The sequence below is a fragment of the Pseudomonas sp. GW821-FHT09C10 genome (assembly GCF_059418085.1).
The window spans coordinates 1-15472 of the sequence record NZ_JBWKPE010000002.1 but is presented as its reverse complement, the minus strand read 5'-3'; the positions used below and the strand labels follow the sequence as shown (position 1 = coordinate 15472).

The window sequence follows — 15472 nt, the reverse complement described above, 5'->3', positions numbered from 1 at the left end:
CGGGGCATCGGGATGACCTCCCAGCGTACCCGTGAGCGTTTGATCCAGCGCCTGTACGAAGAGGGGCTTTCCAACGCCCAGGTGTTGGAAGTGATCCGGCGTACGCCTCGGCACCTCTTTGTCGATGAAGCCTTGGCCCATCGTGCCTACGAAGACACGGCATTGCCCATCGGCCATAACCAGACCATCTCCCAGCCTTATATGGTTGCGCGCATGAGCGAGCTGCTGCTGGCGGCGGGGCCGTTGGACAAGGTGCTGGAGATTGGCACCGGTTCCGGCTACCAGACGGCGGTGCTGTCGCAACTGGTGGAGCGGGTGTTCTCGGTGGAGCGCATCAAGGTGCTGCAGGATCGCGCCAAGGAACGCCTGGTGGAGCTGAACCTGCGCAACGTGGTATTCCGCTGGGGCGATGGTTGGGAAGGTTGGCCGGCGCTGGCGCCCTACAACGGGATTATCGTCACTGCCGTGGCCACCGATGTGCCGCAGGCGCTGCTCGATCAACTGGCCCCGGGTGGGCGGCTGGTCATTCCGGTGGGTTCCGGTGAAGTGCAACAATTGATGCTTATTGTCCGTGAAGACGACGGTTTTTCCCGGCATGTACTCGGCGCCGTGCGTTTCGTGCCGTTGCTCAATGGCCCGCTGGCCTGATCATTTTCTGCGGGCAGTGAATTCTGTTGGTGAGGATGTGTCTTACGGCGGGGTCTATCAAGTCAACATGATAGGCGGGGCGATTCAACGCGCTGAATGATTCGTTTCAGTCGCGTGACGGTAAAACTTCAATGCCCAGTTATACTTGCGTCATATTTCAAGCCTGATACAGGCATTCATGTTCAGCCACCACAAAGGGAGCGGCGGGTGAGTCTCACAGGTCTTGCGCAGCGTATGAGTAAAACAAGTTTTCAGCGACTGGTGCTTGGCCTTGTCTTTGGTTCCCTTCTGGTAGGGTGTTCCAGCTCGCCAAGCAGCGGTGCACGGGTCGTTGACCGCAATAACGCTGCACCACAAAAGCCGACGGTGACCACCGGGCAATATGTCGTGCGCAAGGGCGACACCTTGTTCTCGATTGCCTTCCGTTATGGCTGGGACTACAAGGCCCTCGCAGCCCGTAACAATATTCCTGTGCCCTACACGATACATCCGGGTCAGACGATTCGCTTTGACGGTCGCACCGGTTCTACCCCTACGGCAGTTGTGACAAACACCGGATCTTCGCCGTCGTCTTCGAGCAAAACCACCATCATTACCCGGCCTGCGGGTACCGCTTCGCCGAGTGCTGCGAACAAGCCGGCACCCGCGCCGTTGCCCCCCGCAGGGCCTGCGCCGACCGGTTGGGGATGGCCCTCAAATGGAGTGTTAATTGGAAAATTCTCTTCAAACGGCAGTTTGAATAAAGGCATTGATATTGCCGGGGATTTGGGACAGCCTGTTTTAGCTGCGTCTGATGGGACGGTGGTGTACGCCGGGAGTGGTTTGCGGGGCTACGGCGAGCTGGTCATCATCAAACACAGCGATACCTACGTCAGTGCTTACGGCCACAACCGTAGGCTGTTGGTTCGGGAGGGGCAGCAGGTCAAAGTCGGACAGACAATTGCCGAAATGGGATCAACTGGTACAGACCGGGTGAAACTGCACTTTGAGATTCGCCGTCAAGGGAAGCCTGTAGATCCACTGCAATTCCTACCCCGTCGTTGATATGTTGCACAGCCTGTTCCTCACGTAGAAGGAACAGGCTCCAGCGTTGCCAAGGATAAAGGCGTCGCTTGAGCTTGAGGTCGAACTCACCAAAGGACTATAACAATGGCTCTCAGTAAAGAAGCGCCGGAGTTTGACATCGACGATGAGGTTCTCCTTATGGAGACCGGCATCGCTACGGAATCGATGTCGAATGAGGGACCTGCTGTACCTTCAGTTCGCACCAAATCCAAGAACTCCACCGCGTTAAAGCAACACAAATACATTGATTACACGCGGGCGCTCGATGCGACCCAGCTGTACCTCAATGAAATCGGCTTTTCCCCTCTGCTGACTCCCGAAGAAGAAGTCCATTTTGCGCGCTTGTCGCAAAAGGGTGATCCGGCTGGGCGCAAGCGCATGATTGAAAGCAACCTGCGCCTGGTGGTGAAAATCGCCCGACGCTACGTCAATCGTGGGCTGTCCTTGTTGGACCTGATCGAGGAGGGCAACCTGGGCTTGATCCGGGCGGTGGAGAAGTTCGATCCTGAGCGGGGCTTCCGCTTCTCGACCTATGCCACCTGGTGGATTCGCCAGACCATCGAACGGGCGATCATGAATCAGACCCGCACGATCCGGTTACCGATCCATGTGGTCAAGGAGCTCAACGTCTACCTGCGGGCGGCACGTGAGCTCACTCAAAAACTCGATCATGAACCCTCGCCCGAAGAAATCGCCAACCTGCTGGAAAAGCCGGTAGGAGAGGTCAAGCGCATGCTGGGTCTTAACGAGCGTGTGTCTTCGGTCGACGTCTCGCTGGGTCCGGACTCGGATAAAACCCTGCTGGACACTCTGACGGATGATCGTCCTACGGATCCTTGCGAGCTGCTGCAGGACGATGATCTTTCCCAAAGCATTGACCAGTGGCTGTCGGAGCTCACGGACAAGCAGCGTGAGGTGGTGATACGCCGCTTCGGCCTGCGTGGCCATGAGAGCAGCACACTGGAGGACGTAGGCCTGGAGATTGGCCTGACCCGTGAGCGGGTGCGGCAGATCCAGGTCGAAGGGCTCAAGCGCTTGCGCGAGATCCTGGAGAAGAATGGCTTGTCGAGTGAGTCGTTGTTTCAATAACGACGCCGCTTGAGTGCTTGAATGTGGGAGGGGGCTTGCCCCGATAGTGGTCTGTCAGTCAATGCAAGTATCGACTGCTACACCGCCATCGGGGGCAAGCCCCCTCCCACATTTTTTGCGCACGACATTTATTCATGTATGCCCAAATCCCAGGCATAAAAAAACCCCGCTTTTAAGGGCGGGGTCTTTTCGACTGAGTCAGTACAAGTTAGATAACTTGAACTTCTTCAGCTTGCATGCCTTTCTGACCGCGGGTAGCGATGAAAGAAACCTGTTGGCCTTCTTTCAGGCTTTTGAAGCCGTCGGATTGGATAGCTTTGAAGTGAACGAACAGGTCGTCACCGGATTGTGGAGTGATGAAGCCGAAGCCTTTTTCATCGTTGAACCACTTAACGGTACCAGTTTGGCGATTAGACATGGTGTATCTCCTTGGACAAAGTTAACTGCGACTCAGGAAAAGCCCTGGCCGAGACTGAGTGCAAAGAGCAGGAAAAATTCTTGGAGATGGTTGGATCGAAATTCAACATATCGTGTAGAGATTCTCAGTGACACAAGCAGCACAGTGGCGCCACCTTAACCCTTTTTCCGGAACGTGCCAATGGTATTTCCGAAGGTTTCTCTATTTTCGTGACTGGCGGTGGTATTTACACACACCGGTTGCGGCAATGCGGGTCCCGGCCCCGCTGGCTGCGCCTTATGGCAGCCGGTGCGTTCATCAAGAAAAGCCCGACGCCCTTTGAACCCCAACGCCGGCCCCGGTAAGATGCCCCACAGAATTTTTCCACCTCGCTATTCAGGACACCCGCCATGAGCATCAAATCGGACAAGTGGATTCGCCGCATGGCGCAAGAGCACGGCATGATCGAACCGTTCGTCGAGCGCCAGATTCGTGGCGAAGGCGATGACCGTGTGATCTCGTACGGCGTTTCCAGCTACGGCTACGATGTGCGCTGCGCCGACGAGTTCAAGGTGTTCACCAACATCAACTCGGCGATCGTCGATCCGAAGAACTTCGACGAAAAGAGCTTCGTCGATGTGAAAAGCGACGTGTGCATTATCCCGCCGAACTCCTTTGCCTTGGCACGCACCGTGGAATTCTTCCGTATTCCCCGCGACGTGCTGACCATCTGCCTGGGTAAAAGCACCTACGCGCGCTGCGGCATTATCGTCAACGTGACGCCACTTGAGCCTGAGTGGGAAGGCCACGTGACCCTGGAGTTCTCCAACACCACCACTCTGCCGGCGAAAATTTACGCTAACGAAGGCGTGGCGCAGATGCTGTTCCTGCAGTCTGACGAGGCCTGTGAAGTGTCCTACAAAGACCGCGCCGGCAAGTACCAGGGTCAGCGCGGCGTCACCTTGCCACGCGCTTGATCGAAAGGTCCTACGCGTAAAGGGAATTAGTCCGCAGAAAGTGACTCTATTGGGTGTACTGCCTCGGTGCGTGCAAAACGCACCGAGCCACGCTTGAGGAGTGCCTTATGAAGATTGACCCGCGAATCAGCGCAGAACTTGCCCGGCTTGAACCCAACCAGATTGGCGTTCTGGCCTGGTCCCTGATGGCTGATCCCGCCTATGCAGGCGGCATCCCCGGCCAACCCGATGAAGATTGGCCACAGCAGCCCACCGAGCCCGGTGAGCCGACCCTTCCGGACGAGCCGCCTCCCGCACCGGTCGCCTGATACCCGCAAGGCCGGTCAGCGCACCTGCCACACCTGGTGATCGCCGATGACAAAGATTCGGCGGTCATTGTCCTGCTCCACTGGATGCCCCCCGGTAAACGCCCCAAACGCCGGCAGCAGGCTGACGCGCGTGCCGAACTGGAAACACGGCAGGCGCAGGCTCTGCCGGCCCTTGCCGCGCAAGCGATACACCGGGTGCACGTGCCCCGCCAGCACATGGTGGCTGGCATGGGCGTGCGGCTCGTGTTGCAGGGCGAAAGGGCCCATCAACAGTGGCTCCGGGACCACTTCGATCCTCAAGTCAGCCGGTGGGTCGCCCGCGCGTTTATCGTGATTACCGCGAATCAAGGTCATCGACAGGTCGCAATGACGTGCTCGCCAGGCCCTCAAGGCGCCGAGGGTGCCGCTGGCGTGGGAGCCGGGCCCGTGGAGGAAATCACCGAGAAAGATCACCTGGGCGCATGGCACAGCCGCTAACAGCCGGTCCAGGCGCTGCAGGTTCTCGGTGGTGGTGCCTTGCGGTACCGGCTGGCCCAGGCTGCGATAGGCCGATGCCTTGCCAAAGTGTGCATCGGCGATCAGCAGGCACTGGCGCGCGGGCCAATAGAGCGCCTTATCCGCCAACAGCCACAGCTCTTCGCCCTCCAGCGTCACTGAGCACACCATCAGCGTTTGCCGTTATCGGCGACTTTTTCCAAGTCCTTGACCATCCGCGCAATGCGCTCCGAGAGTTTTTCCGAACTCATGCTTTCGCGCATCCGTTCTACCAGCAGTGGGAAGGCCAGGGGCGTAGGACGTTCGATCCTATGCACGTCCAGTGTCAGCGCCGAGAGGCGAAGCAAGGTCTCTTCCAACCGACGAATATCCAATTCGTCGCGCAGGACTTCTTCCCCCGCCTGGGCCAGCAACAGGTTTTGCGGGTCATATTGCTTGAACACTTCAAAGAACAACCCGCTGGATGCCTGCACCTGCCGCGTGCTTTTCGGCGCGCCGGGGTAACCGGCAAACACCAGACCGGCGATACGCGCAATCTCGCGAAAGCGGCGCAGGGCGAGTTCCCCGGCGTTCAGGCTGGCTGCTACGTCTGCCAGCAACTGCTTCGGGCTCAGCAGCGCCCCATTCAGCAAGCGTGGCCAATCCACCTCGGTGGCGCTGAGCAACTCCAAGCCGTAATCGTTGACGGCAATCGAGAAGGTTACAGGCTGCTGCTGGCTGACCCGCCAGGCCAGCAGACTCGCCAGCCCCAGGTGCACCTGACGGCCGGCAAACGGGTAGAGGAACAGGTGCCAGCCCTCCCGCGATTTCAAGGCTTCGGCCAGCAAGTGTTCGCGTGTCGGCAAGCCGGACCAGCGCAACTGTATCTGCAGCAGGGTTTGCACAGCCCGCATTTCCGGCCCCTCGTAGACCCCGTGCGCGGCCGCATCGAAGCGCTCCACCACGGCTTGGGCCAGCTCGTTGGAAAGGGGCATACGCCCGCCATTCCAGCGGGGTACGGCAGCTTTTTTGGCGCTGCTGCGGCGCACATAGGCGGTCATGTTTTCCACCCGCACCAGCTCCAGCAGGCGACCGGCAAACAGGAAGCCATCGCCAGGCTTGAGGCGTGCAATAAAGCCTTCTTCAACACTGCCCAGGTTCTTGCCACCGCCGCCCTTGCTCCAGAATTTCAGTTGGATGCTGGCGTCGCTGACAATGGTGCCCACGCTCATGCGATGGCGACGCGCAAGCCGGGCATCCGGGACGCGCCAGATGCCGTGCTCGTCCGGCTCCACGCGGCGGTAATCCGGGTAAGCGGTCAGCGATAAGCCGCCATGCCGTACAAAACCCAGGGCCCAGGCCCAATCGGCCTCGCTGAGGTCACGATAGGCCCAGGCGCCACGCACCTCCGCCAGCAGCGCCTGCGGTGTAAAGCCACCGCCGAGGGCCATGCTCACCAAATGTTGTACGAGCACATCCAACGGCTTGTGGGGCGATTCGCGGGCTTCGATGCGCCGCGCTGCAATGGCGTCCTGGGCCGCAGCGGCTTCCACCAGTTCCAGGCTGTGGGTCGGCACCAGGGTCACCCGCGACGGCCGCCCGGGTGCATGGCCGGAGCGCCCGGCGCGTTGCATCAGGCGCGCCACGCCTTTGGCCGAGCCGATTTGCAGCACGCGCTCCACCGGCAAAAAATCCACCCCCAGGTCCAGGCTGGAGGTACACACCACCGCCTTGAGCTGTCCGTCTTTCAACGCCCGCTCCACCCAGTCGCGGGTCTCGCGGGCCAGCGAACCATGGTGCAGGGCAATCACCCCGGCCCAATCCGGGCGTGCATCGAGCAGCGCCTGATACCAGATTTCCGACTGCGCCCGCGTGTTGGTAAACACCAGGCAACTGCTGCTGGCGTCGACCTCGGCGACCACCTGCGGCAGCATCTTCAAGCCGATATGCCCGGCCCAGGGAAACCGCTCGGCGATGGGCGGCAGCAAGGTGTCGACGTGCAACTGCTTGGCCGTTTGCCCCTGCACATTAATTCCGTCCCCTTGTGGGACCAGCACTTCAAGGGCGTGGGACTGGTTACCGAGGGTGGCCGAAATGCCCCATACCATCAGTTCAGGATGCCAACGCCGCAGCCGCGCCAACGCCAGCTGCAACTGCACGCCGCGCTTGTTGCCGATCAGCTCATGCCATTCATCCACCACCACCATGCGCAGGTGCGCCAGGCTCGTTTCGCTGTCGGCGCGGGCGAGCATCAGGGTCAGGCTTTCCGGGGTGGTGACCAGGGCGGTGGGCTGGCGTCGGGTTTGCCGGGCACGCTCGCTGCTGCTGGTATCGCCGGTGCGCAGGCCGACGCTCCAGGGAATCTGCAAGGCCTCGAGCGGCGCTTCGAGGGCGCGTGCGGTGTCGGCGGCCAATGCACGCATGGGCGTGATCCACAGCACGGTCAGTGGCTCAGCCGGTGGTTTGCGTTTACCGGTGGCGGGCGGGCGGGTGATCGCGAAACGATTGAGGGCGGCAAACCACAGGGCGTAGGTTTTGCCGGCGCCCGTGCTGGCGTGCAGCAAGCCCGAGCGGCCGTCCTTGACCGCCGTCCATACGTCTTTCTGGAAGGCGAACGGCTTCCAGCCTTTGGCGGCAAACCACGTTTTGGCGAAGTCGAGGGGTTTTGCCATGGGGCGGCGAACGCTCTGGAGGGCCTATTCCACAGACCCTCCAGGCGTCGCAAAGGTTTACTTCAAATTGCCGCTCAGGAACTGTTGCAGGCGCTCGCTCTTCGGATTGCCCAGCACATCCTCCGGCGTGCCTTGCTCTTCCACCAGGCCCTTGTGCAGGAACAGCACCTGGCTGGATACCTTGCGCGCAAAGCTCATTTCGTGGGTCACCATGATCATGGTGCGGCCTTCCTCGGCCAGGCCCTGGATGACCTTCAACACTTCACCCACCAACTCCGGGTCGAGGGCCGAGGTGGGTTCGTCGAACAGCATCACTTCCGGCTCCATGGCCAGGGCGCGGGCGATGGCCACCCGTTGCTGCTGGCCACCGGACAGGAACGCCGGGTATTGGTCCGCCACGCGTGCCGGTAAACCCACCTTGTCCAGATAGCGACGGGCACGGTCTTCAGCGTCCTTTTTGCTGCAACCCAGCACCCGGCGCGGGGCCATGGTGATGTTTTCCAGCACGCTCATATGGCTCCACAGGTTGAAATGCTGGAACACCATCGCCAGTCGCGTGCGCAGGCGCTGCAGTTCGGCATCGTCGGCCACGCGCATGCCGTGGCGGTCGCTGACCATGCGGATCGGCTGGCCGTCGAGGGTCATGGCGCCGTCGTTGGGGGTTTCCAGGAAGTTGATGCAACGCAAAAAGGTGCTTTTGCCCGAGCCGCTGGCACCGATCAGGCTGATCACATCACCGGTCCTGGCCTTGAGCGAGACGCCTTTGAGCACCTCATTGTCGCCATAGCTTTTATGCAGGCCTTCAACGGTCAATTTGTACATGGGGCGTGCATCCTTAAGGCGAAAGTAGGTAGCCGCTGCGGTAGGCCTCGGTGCCTGCGACATGGCCGATGACCATCCCGGCAGTGGCCATGCGGCGCAGCGAGCGGGCGTAAAGCAGGCCGGCCTTCTGGCAATGCACGGGCGTTACGCGGTCGGTAATGGGGTCGATGATTTCGGCGATCAGTTGCCCGGCTTCCAGGTATTCACCGGGCAGGGCGCTGAACACCAGGAGGCCGCCCACCGGCGTCGCCACGGGTTCGACGCCCGCCAGCGGCGTGGCGGGGTAGGGCAGTTCGGGCAGCGGTGCGGCGTCGCCGGCAATCGCGCCGAAGTGAATCAGGTAGTCGATGATTGCCTGGCAGTCGAGGGCGGCCAACCCATGGTTGACGTCGCCCTGGCCACGCAGTTCGACGGTCACCGAAAAGCTGCCCATGGGGATCGGGAAGCGCGCGCCAAAGCGTTGCTGCAACTGCCACCACACCAGGGTGAAACACTCATCGAAGGATTGCCCGCCGGAATCGGTGGCGAGCAGATTGGCCTCCGAGCCGATATAGCGTGCCAGCGGTTCCACCAGCGGCCAGGCTTCGGGCGTGGTGTAGAGATGCGCCACCGCTTCGAAGTCGCAATGCAGGTCCAGCACCATGTCGGCATCGCAGGCCAGGCGTTGCAACACCAGGCGTTGGGAGTGCAACTGGGTCTCGGCGATTTGCACGGCCAGGGCAGCGCTCAAGGCGGCGCGGATCAGTTCGACGTTTTGTTGCGGGTTATCGCCGAGCGAGCCCTCGACCTGATCGCCGACGGTATCACTGAGGTCGACAAACAGGCGATTGAAGTTCTGTCCGCTTTCCAACTCGTAGCGGCCCAGCGGAGTGTCCATCAACACCTGCTCCAGGCCTGCCGGATTGGCGATGGGCACCAGCACGATCTCGCTCATTAACCGCCCGGCTGCCGCCAACTCGGCCAGGCGCACCTTCAAGTGCCAGGCCACCAGCATGCCCGGCAGTTCATCGGCATGCAGCGATGACTGGATATAGACCTTGCCTTCGGCATGTTCGGGGCCGAAGTGGAAACTGTGAATCTGCCGCGCCGTGCCTGGCACCGGCGCGACCAGATCGTGTACCTGATGACGCATGAAGGCTCCTTAATGGCTGGGCCCGAGAAACGCCAGCCAACGGCGCTCCGCCAGACGGAACAGACCGACCAGGGCAAAGGTCACGGTCAGGTAGATCAGCGCGGCGATACCGAATGATTGGAACGTCATGAACGTGGCCGAGTTGGCGTCCCGCGCCACCTTGAGGATGTCCGGGATCGTCGCGGTAAACGCTACCGTGGTCGAGTGCAGCATCAAGATCACTTCGTTGCTGTAGTAGGGCAACGAACGGCGCAACGCCGAGGGCATGATCACGTAGGCGTACAACTTCCAGCCGCTTAAACCGTAGGCCTTGGCCGCCTCGACTTCGCCGTGGGCCATGCTGCGGATGGCCCCGGCGAAAATCTCCGTGGTGTAGGCACAGGTGTTGAGGGCGAAGGCCAGAATCGTGCAGTTCATCGCATCGCGAAAGAACGCATCCAGCAGCGGCTGTTCACGTACGGCGGCGATGCTGTAGATGCCGGTGTAGCAGATCAGCAACTGGATATAGAGCGGCGTGCCACGGAACAGGTAGGTGTAGAACTGCACCGGCCAGCGTACCAGCGGGTTGCGCGATACACGGGCGATGGACAGCGGGATCGACACCACAAAGCCGATGACCAAGGCGGCGCTGAGCAACCACAGGGTCATGGCCAGGCCGGTGATGTGCTGGCCGTCGCTATAGAGGAAGGGACGCCAGTATTCCTGCAAGAGTTCGATCATCGCACCGCCTCCCGTGAGCCTGCGGAGTAGCGACGTTCAAGACGACGCAGGACGAAGTTGGACGCGCTGGTGATCAACAGGTAGATCAGCGCGGCGAGTACCAGGAAGTAGAACAGTTGGTAGGTGCTTTTGCCCGCATCCTGGGCGGCCTTGACCAGGTCCGCCAGGCCGATGATCGACACCAGGGCCGTGGCCTTGAGCATCACCATCCAGTTGTTGCCGATACCCGGCAGGGCAAAGCGCATCATCTGCGGGAAGGTCACGTAGCGAAAGCGTTGTCCGCGCTTGAGGCCATAGGCCGTGGCGGCTTCCAGCTGGCCACGGGGCACGGCGAGGATCGCGCCGCGAAACGTCTCGGTGAAATAAGCACCGTAGATAAAGCCCAGGGTGATCACCCCGGCGCTGAACGGGTCGATCTCGATGTATTCCCATTCCATGAAGTCGGTCAGGCCGGTGAGCCAGGTTTGCAGGCTGTAGAAAATCAGCAGCATCAGCACCAGGTCGGGTACACCGCGAATCAGGGTGGTGTAGAGCTGGGCGGGGATGCGCAGGAAGGGCAGGCTGGAAAGTTTGGCGCTGGCGCCGAGCAGGCCCAGCAATACGCTGACGATCAGGGACAGCACCGACAACTTGATGGTCATCCAGGTGCCTTGGAGCAACAACGGGCCGAAACCCTTCAGGCTGAGTGCGCTCAGCCCGAGGGTTTGCAACAGTTCTTCGAACATAAATCAGGACCTATGGCGATAAAAAAGCGCCCCTCCACAGGAGGGGCGCCCCAGGCATTATTTGCCGCTGTACAGGTTCAGATCGCCAAAGTGTTTCTTCTGGATGGTGGCGTAGGTGCCATCATCGTGTAACGCTTTGATACCTTTATCCAAAAGGGCCTTCAGTTCAGTGTTACCTTTTTTGATACCGATGGCGGTTTTCGATGGCAGCAATGGGTCATCGATGGCGGCGCTGACTTCATAGTCGGCACCGGCCGGGGACTTCAGGAAGCCCAGTTCGGCCTGCAGCATGTCCTGCACGGAAGCGTCGAGACGACCGGAAGTCAGGTCGGCGTAAACCTGGTCCTGGTTGGCGTAGGCCTTGGTGGTCACGCCGGCTTTATCCAGTACCGCCTTGGCGTAGGCTTCCTGGATGGTGCCTTGCTCGTAGCCCACGGATTTGCCCTTGAGGGACTCTGGGGTCGAGTACCCCGCGCCTTTCTTGAACACCAGCGAGGTCGGGCCGGAGAACAGCTCGCTGGAGAAATCGATGGCCTTCTCGCGCACCGGGGTCACGGTCATGGACGAAATCACACCGTCGAACTTGTTGGCTTTGAGGCCTGGAATCATGCCGTCAAAGTCACTCTCGACCCACTTGCACTTCACTTTCAGTTCGGCGCAGATCGCATTGCCCAGGTCGATATCGAAGCCTACCAGGCTGCCATCGGCCGCCTTGGATTCGAACGGCGCGTAGGACGGATCGACACCAAAACGCAGTTCCTTGTATTCCTTGGCCAACGCGGTACCGGCGGCCATGCACAGAGCCAGTGCAGAAAGGGTCAGCAATGCTTTTTTCATTATTTAATCCCTGGAAACCAAGATAAGCGCTTGTGGCGCGTTTTAGGACTGTTACTGAACGGTGTCAGACGGATCACGAGTAGCAATTTCTGCACCATAGTTCCGAATGAGCGTTTTAAAAGGTGGGACAAGGGAGTCATGAGTGTAGGAGATGCCCGAAAATGGGCATTGAAAATCGAACGCACTATTTCGGAACATTTGGCGATCCAATTGTGGGAGGGGCAGAGTTCTGGGTCAGGCCAGTAAGTCCTGCAGGGTGGCAAGGCTATCCGCCTCATCCACCGCCTTGTCCTGGCGCCAACGCAACATCCGCGGAAAGCGCACCGCAATCCCGCTCTTGTGCCGCTTGGACAGGGCAATGCCTTCAAACCCCAGCTCGAACACCATGCTGGGCGTCACGCTGCTGACCGGGCCGAACTTCTCCACGGTGGTCTTGCGCACGATGGCGTCGACCTTGCGCATTTCTTCGTCGGTCAGCCCTGAATAGGCCTTGGCGAAGGGCACCAGCGTGCGTTCATCGCCGGGCGGACCATCCCATACGGCGAAGGTGTAGTCGCTGTAGAGGCTGGCGCGCCGGCCATGGCCGCGTTGGGCGTAGATCAACACGGCATCGACACTGAAGGGGTCGACTTTCCACTTCCACCACAGGCCCATGTCCTTGGTGCGGCCCACGCCGTACAGGCCGTCGCGAGCCTTGAGCATCATGCCCTCCACGCCGAGGCTGCGGGAGGCTTCGCGTTGCTGTGCCAGGTCCTGCCATGTGGCGCCCGTCAGCAGGGGCGAGGGCTGCAACACGGGTTGGTTGCACTGGGCAATCACCTGTTCCAGTTGGGCGCGACGTTCGGCCTGGGGGTGGTTGCGCCAGTCGTCGCCCTGATGTTCCAGCAGGTCATAGGCGAGGAGCGCAACCGGGGCATCGTCGAGCACTTTTTTGCTCAGGGTCTTGCGACCAATGCGCTGCTGCAAAAGGGCAAAGGGTTGTACCGAGTCCTTCCACACCACGATCTCGCCATCGATCACCGTGCCATCGGGCAAACCACTGACCAGGCTGTGCAGTTCGGGAAAACGTTCGGTCACCAGCTCTTCGCCCCGCGACCAGATCCACAGCCGGCCTTCGCGCTTGACCAGCTGCGCGCGAATGCCGTCCCACTTCCATTCCACCTGCCAGTGGTCGGGGGAACCGAGCAAGGCGTCGAATTGCTCCACCGGTTGCGCCAGCCCGTGGGCAAGAAAAAACGGATAAGGCTGTCCGCCCCGTTGCGCATGCTCGTCGGCTGATTCGGCGGCGATCAGCTTGAGGTAGCCTTCGGCTGTCGGTCGGTTGGATAAATCGGTGTAGCCTACCAATCGCTGCGCGACGCGCTTGCTGTCGAGGTCGGCCATGGCCGCGAGTGCGCGGGTGACCAGCAATTTGGACACGCCGACGCGAAAGCTGCCGGTGATCAACTTGATGCACACCATCAGGCTCGGTTGGTCCAGTTGCGCCCATAACGCTGGCAACCGTTCGGCCAGGTCCAGGGGCGACAGGCCACGCAGCGGCAGGAGTTTTTCTTCCAGCCATACGGCGAGGCCGTCCTCGGAGGTGTAGGTGGATTCCGGCAGCAGCAGGGAAATCGTCTCGGCCAGGTCGCCTACAGACTGGTAGCTCTCTTCGAACAGCCACGGCTCGATGCCGGATGCTTCGGTGGCCATGTCCCGCAGCAGACGCGTCGGTACCAATTGCCGCGGTCGTCCGCCGGACAGGAAATACACCGCCCACGCAGCGTCTTCAGGCGGCGCTTGCAGGAAGTAGGCTTGCAGGGCCGCGAGCTTGGCATTGCTGGAGGTGGTGGCGTCGAGGTTGGCGTACAGCTCGGCGAAGGCTTTCATGCCGTGGCCTCCTCTTCGTCATCACCGTATTCGGTGGTGAAGCCCTGGGCATCCAGGCCTTTTTCCCGCAGGTGGCGTACCAATACCCCGACGGAGCCGTGGGTGACCATCACCCGTTCGGCGCCGGTTTGTTCGATCGCCCACAGCAGCCCGGGCCAGTCCGCATGATCCGACAGCACAAAGCCTCGGTCCACTCCGCGCCGCCGTCGCGTACCGCGCAGGCGCATCCAGCCGCTGGCGAAGGCATCGCTGTAGTCGCCGAAGCGCTTGATCCAACTGCTGCCACCGGCGGAAGGCGGCGCGATGATCAGGGCCTGGCGCAGCAATGGGTCGGTCTTTTTGAATTCGCCGGCGTAGAGGGTTTCGGGAATATAAATGCCGGCCTCGCGATAAACCCGGTTCAGCGGCTCGACCGCGCCATGGCTGAGGATCGGGCCGATGCTGGCGTCGATGCCATGCAGGATGCGTTGGGCTTTGCCGAAGGAATAACAGAACAGCACACTGGCTTTGCCGGCGGCAATATTGCTCCTCCACCAATCGTTGATCCCGGCGAAGATCTGCGCCTGGGGCTGCCAACGGTAGATCGGCAGGCCAAAGGTGGATTCGGTGATGAAGGTATGGCAACGCACCGGTTCGAAAGGCGCGCAGGTGCCGTCCGGCTCCACTTTGTAGTCGCCGGACGCCACCCAGACTTCGCCCTGGTATTCCAGGCGCACCTGGGCCGAGCCAAGTACATGTCCGGCGGGGTGAAAGCTCAGGGTCACGCCGTGGTGGACGAGTTTTTCGCCATAGACCAGGGTTTGCAGGTTGATGTCCTGGCCCAGGCGCGAGCGCAGGATGCCTTCGCCAGGGGCGGCGGCCAAGTAGTGTTGATTGCCCGTGCGGGCGTGGTCGCCGTGGGCGTGGGTGATGACGGAGCGTTCCACGGGACGCCAGGGATCGATGTAGAAATCTCCGGCGGGGCAGTAGAGGCCTTCGGGCCGGGCGATGACAAGGTCCATGGGGTGACCGGGGCGATGGGCTTATCAGGTATGAGGCGGGGGCGAGCGCAGAAGTTCTATCTGAATGCATGTGGGCCAAATGTGGGAGGGGGCTTGCCCCGGTACAAACCGGGGACATCGTTTACATTTCTAACCGGGGACATGGTTTACAGGCTAATACGCATGATCAGGAGGTAACTGATCATGCCCTGGAACCAAGAGTCCCCCATGAATCAAAGAATCAAGCTGGTAGCTGATTGGCTTTCTGGCAACTTCACCAAAAGCCAGTTGGCACGCCGCTTTGACGTTAGCCGACCTACCGTCGATAAGTGGATTGTCCGGCACGACGGCGATTTGAGGTCTTTATCAGAACTGTCCCGGCGACCTCACAACAGCCCAAATAAAACCGACGACGAGATTTTGGCCCGTGTAGTCGCGATGAAGGAGGCTCACGATAAATGGGGGCCAAAAAAGCTTCTCGAGCTATTACGGCTGGAAGATCCCTCCGTCACCTGGCCCTCTCCAAGTACGGCCGGTCAATGGCTTGACCGACTTGGGCTCGTCAAAAAGCGGCGCTTCAAACGCCGACACAGCATCTCCCACGCACAAATGCGAAAGGCCGACGAACCTAACAAGACGTGGTGTGCTGACTACAAAGGGCAGTTCAAGATGCTTAATGATCAGATGTGCTTCCCTTTGACCGTCACAGACCATGCGTCGCGGCTGATTTTAGCGTGCTGGGCCCACCCCAAGATCA

16 protein-coding genes are annotated in these 15472 nt (G+C 60.6%); 6 read left to right on the top strand and 10 right to left on the bottom strand.

Going from position 1 to position 15472, the window contains the following annotated elements; all coding sequences use genetic code 11:
• Positions 1-12: 12 nt before the first annotated feature.
• The 3 genes from AC07OT_RS03795 (at position 13) to rpoS (ending at position 2802) form a co-directional block, all read left to right on the top strand.
• Entirely contained in the window at positions 13-648 is a 636-nt protein-coding gene (locus AC07OT_RS03795; RefSeq protein ID WP_169899534.1) for a protein-L-isoaspartate(D-aspartate) O-methyltransferase, read from the top strand.
• A 207-nt stretch (positions 649-855) separates the two neighbouring features.
• Positions 856-1692, top strand: a complete 837-nt coding sequence (locus AC07OT_RS03790; RefSeq protein ID WP_065938784.1) for a peptidoglycan DD-metalloendopeptidase family protein — start codon at positions 856-858, stop codon at positions 1690-1692.
• 105 nt (positions 1693-1797) lie between these two features.
• Complete coding sequence (gene rpoS / locus AC07OT_RS03785) at positions 1798-2802, top strand: RNA polymerase sigma factor RpoS (RefSeq protein ID WP_025855149.1); 1005 nt, start codon at positions 1798-1800, stop codon at positions 2800-2802.
• 208 nt (positions 2803-3010) lie between these two features.
• Here rpoS and AC07OT_RS03780 read toward each other — a convergent pair whose 3' ends face one another.
• Positions 3011-3220 (bottom strand): cold-shock protein, encoded by a 210-nt coding sequence (locus tag AC07OT_RS03780; protein ID WP_002554837.1) that lies wholly within the window; start codon positions 3218-3220, stop codon positions 3011-3013.
• Between the two features lie 389 nt (positions 3221-3609).
• On the opposite strand from AC07OT_RS03780, the gene dcd reads away from it, so the two are divergent.
• Positions 3610-4176: a dCTP deaminase gene (gene dcd, locus AC07OT_RS03775; protein ID WP_003172320.1), complete on the top strand. Its 567-nt coding sequence runs from the start codon at positions 3610-3612 to the stop codon at positions 4174-4176.
• A gap of 107 nt (positions 4177-4283) precedes the next feature.
• Positions 4284-4484 carry a hypothetical protein gene (locus AC07OT_RS03770; protein ID WP_027604457.1) on the top strand — a complete coding sequence of 67 codons (201 nt, stop codon included), beginning with the start codon at positions 4284-4286 and terminating at the stop codon, positions 4482-4484.
• A 15-nt stretch (positions 4485-4499) separates the two neighbouring features.
• Here the strand turns inward: AC07OT_RS03770 and pdeM are convergent, their stop codons facing one another.
• The 9 genes from pdeM to AC07OT_RS03725 all read right to left on the bottom strand — a co-directional run bounded on the left by pdeM (position 4500) and on the right by AC07OT_RS03725 (position 14736).
• Positions 4500-5150, bottom strand: a complete 651-nt coding sequence (gene pdeM, locus AC07OT_RS03765; protein ID WP_495107531.1) for a ligase-associated DNA damage response endonuclease PdeM — start codon at positions 5148-5150, stop codon at positions 4500-4502.
• Positions 5150-7630, bottom strand: a complete 2481-nt coding sequence (locus AC07OT_RS03760; RefSeq protein ID WP_495107530.1) for a ligase-associated DNA damage response DEXH box helicase — start codon at positions 7628-7630, stop codon at positions 5150-5152. Before AC07OT_RS03760 ends, pdeM begins: the two co-directional genes overlap by 1 nt.
• Positions 7631-7687: 57 nt before the next feature.
• Positions 7688-8452 carry an ABC transporter ATP-binding protein gene (locus AC07OT_RS03755; RefSeq protein ID WP_495107529.1) on the bottom strand — a complete coding sequence of 255 codons (765 nt, stop codon included), beginning with the start codon at positions 8450-8452 and terminating at the stop codon, positions 7688-7690.
• Positions 8453-8465: 13 nt separating this feature from the next.
• The gene (locus AC07OT_RS03750; RefSeq protein ID WP_495107528.1) at positions 8466-9584 is read right to left on the bottom strand and encodes a succinylglutamate desuccinylase/aspartoacylase family protein; all 1119 of its coding nucleotides are present in this window, start codon (positions 9582-9584) and stop codon (positions 8466-8468) included.
• A 9-nt stretch (positions 9585-9593) separates the two neighbouring features.
• Positions 9594-10304: an ABC transporter permease gene (locus AC07OT_RS03745; RefSeq protein ID WP_027604453.1), complete on the bottom strand. Its 711-nt coding sequence runs from the start codon at positions 10302-10304 to the stop codon at positions 9594-9596.
• Positions 10301-11029 carry an ABC transporter permease gene (locus tag AC07OT_RS03740; protein ID WP_027604452.1) on the bottom strand — a complete coding sequence of 243 codons (729 nt, stop codon included), beginning with the start codon at positions 11027-11029 and terminating at the stop codon, positions 10301-10303. Before AC07OT_RS03740 ends, AC07OT_RS03745 begins: the two co-directional genes overlap by 4 nt.
• A gap of 57 nt (positions 11030-11086) precedes the next feature.
• A complete protein-coding gene (locus tag AC07OT_RS03735; protein ID WP_065926440.1) occupies positions 11087-11866 on the bottom strand; it encodes a transporter substrate-binding domain-containing protein in 780 nt (259 codons plus the stop codon).
• Between the two features lie 234 nt (positions 11867-12100).
• Positions 12101-13735 (bottom strand): ATP-dependent DNA ligase, encoded by a 1635-nt coding sequence (locus tag AC07OT_RS03730; protein WP_495107527.1) that lies wholly within the window; start codon positions 13733-13735, stop codon positions 12101-12103.
• Entirely contained in the window at positions 13732-14736 is a 1005-nt protein-coding gene (locus tag AC07OT_RS03725) for a ligase-associated DNA damage response exonuclease (protein WP_495107526.1), read from the bottom strand. The genes AC07OT_RS03730 and AC07OT_RS03725 overlap by 4 nt, the downstream gene beginning before the upstream one ends.
• A 183-nt stretch (positions 14737-14919) precedes the next feature.
• On the opposite strand from AC07OT_RS03725, the gene AC07OT_RS03720 reads away from it, so the two are divergent.
• Positions 14920-15472: helix-turn-helix domain-containing protein (locus AC07OT_RS03720; protein ID WP_495107525.1), on the top strand; the 553-nt coding region annotated here is incomplete at its 3' end.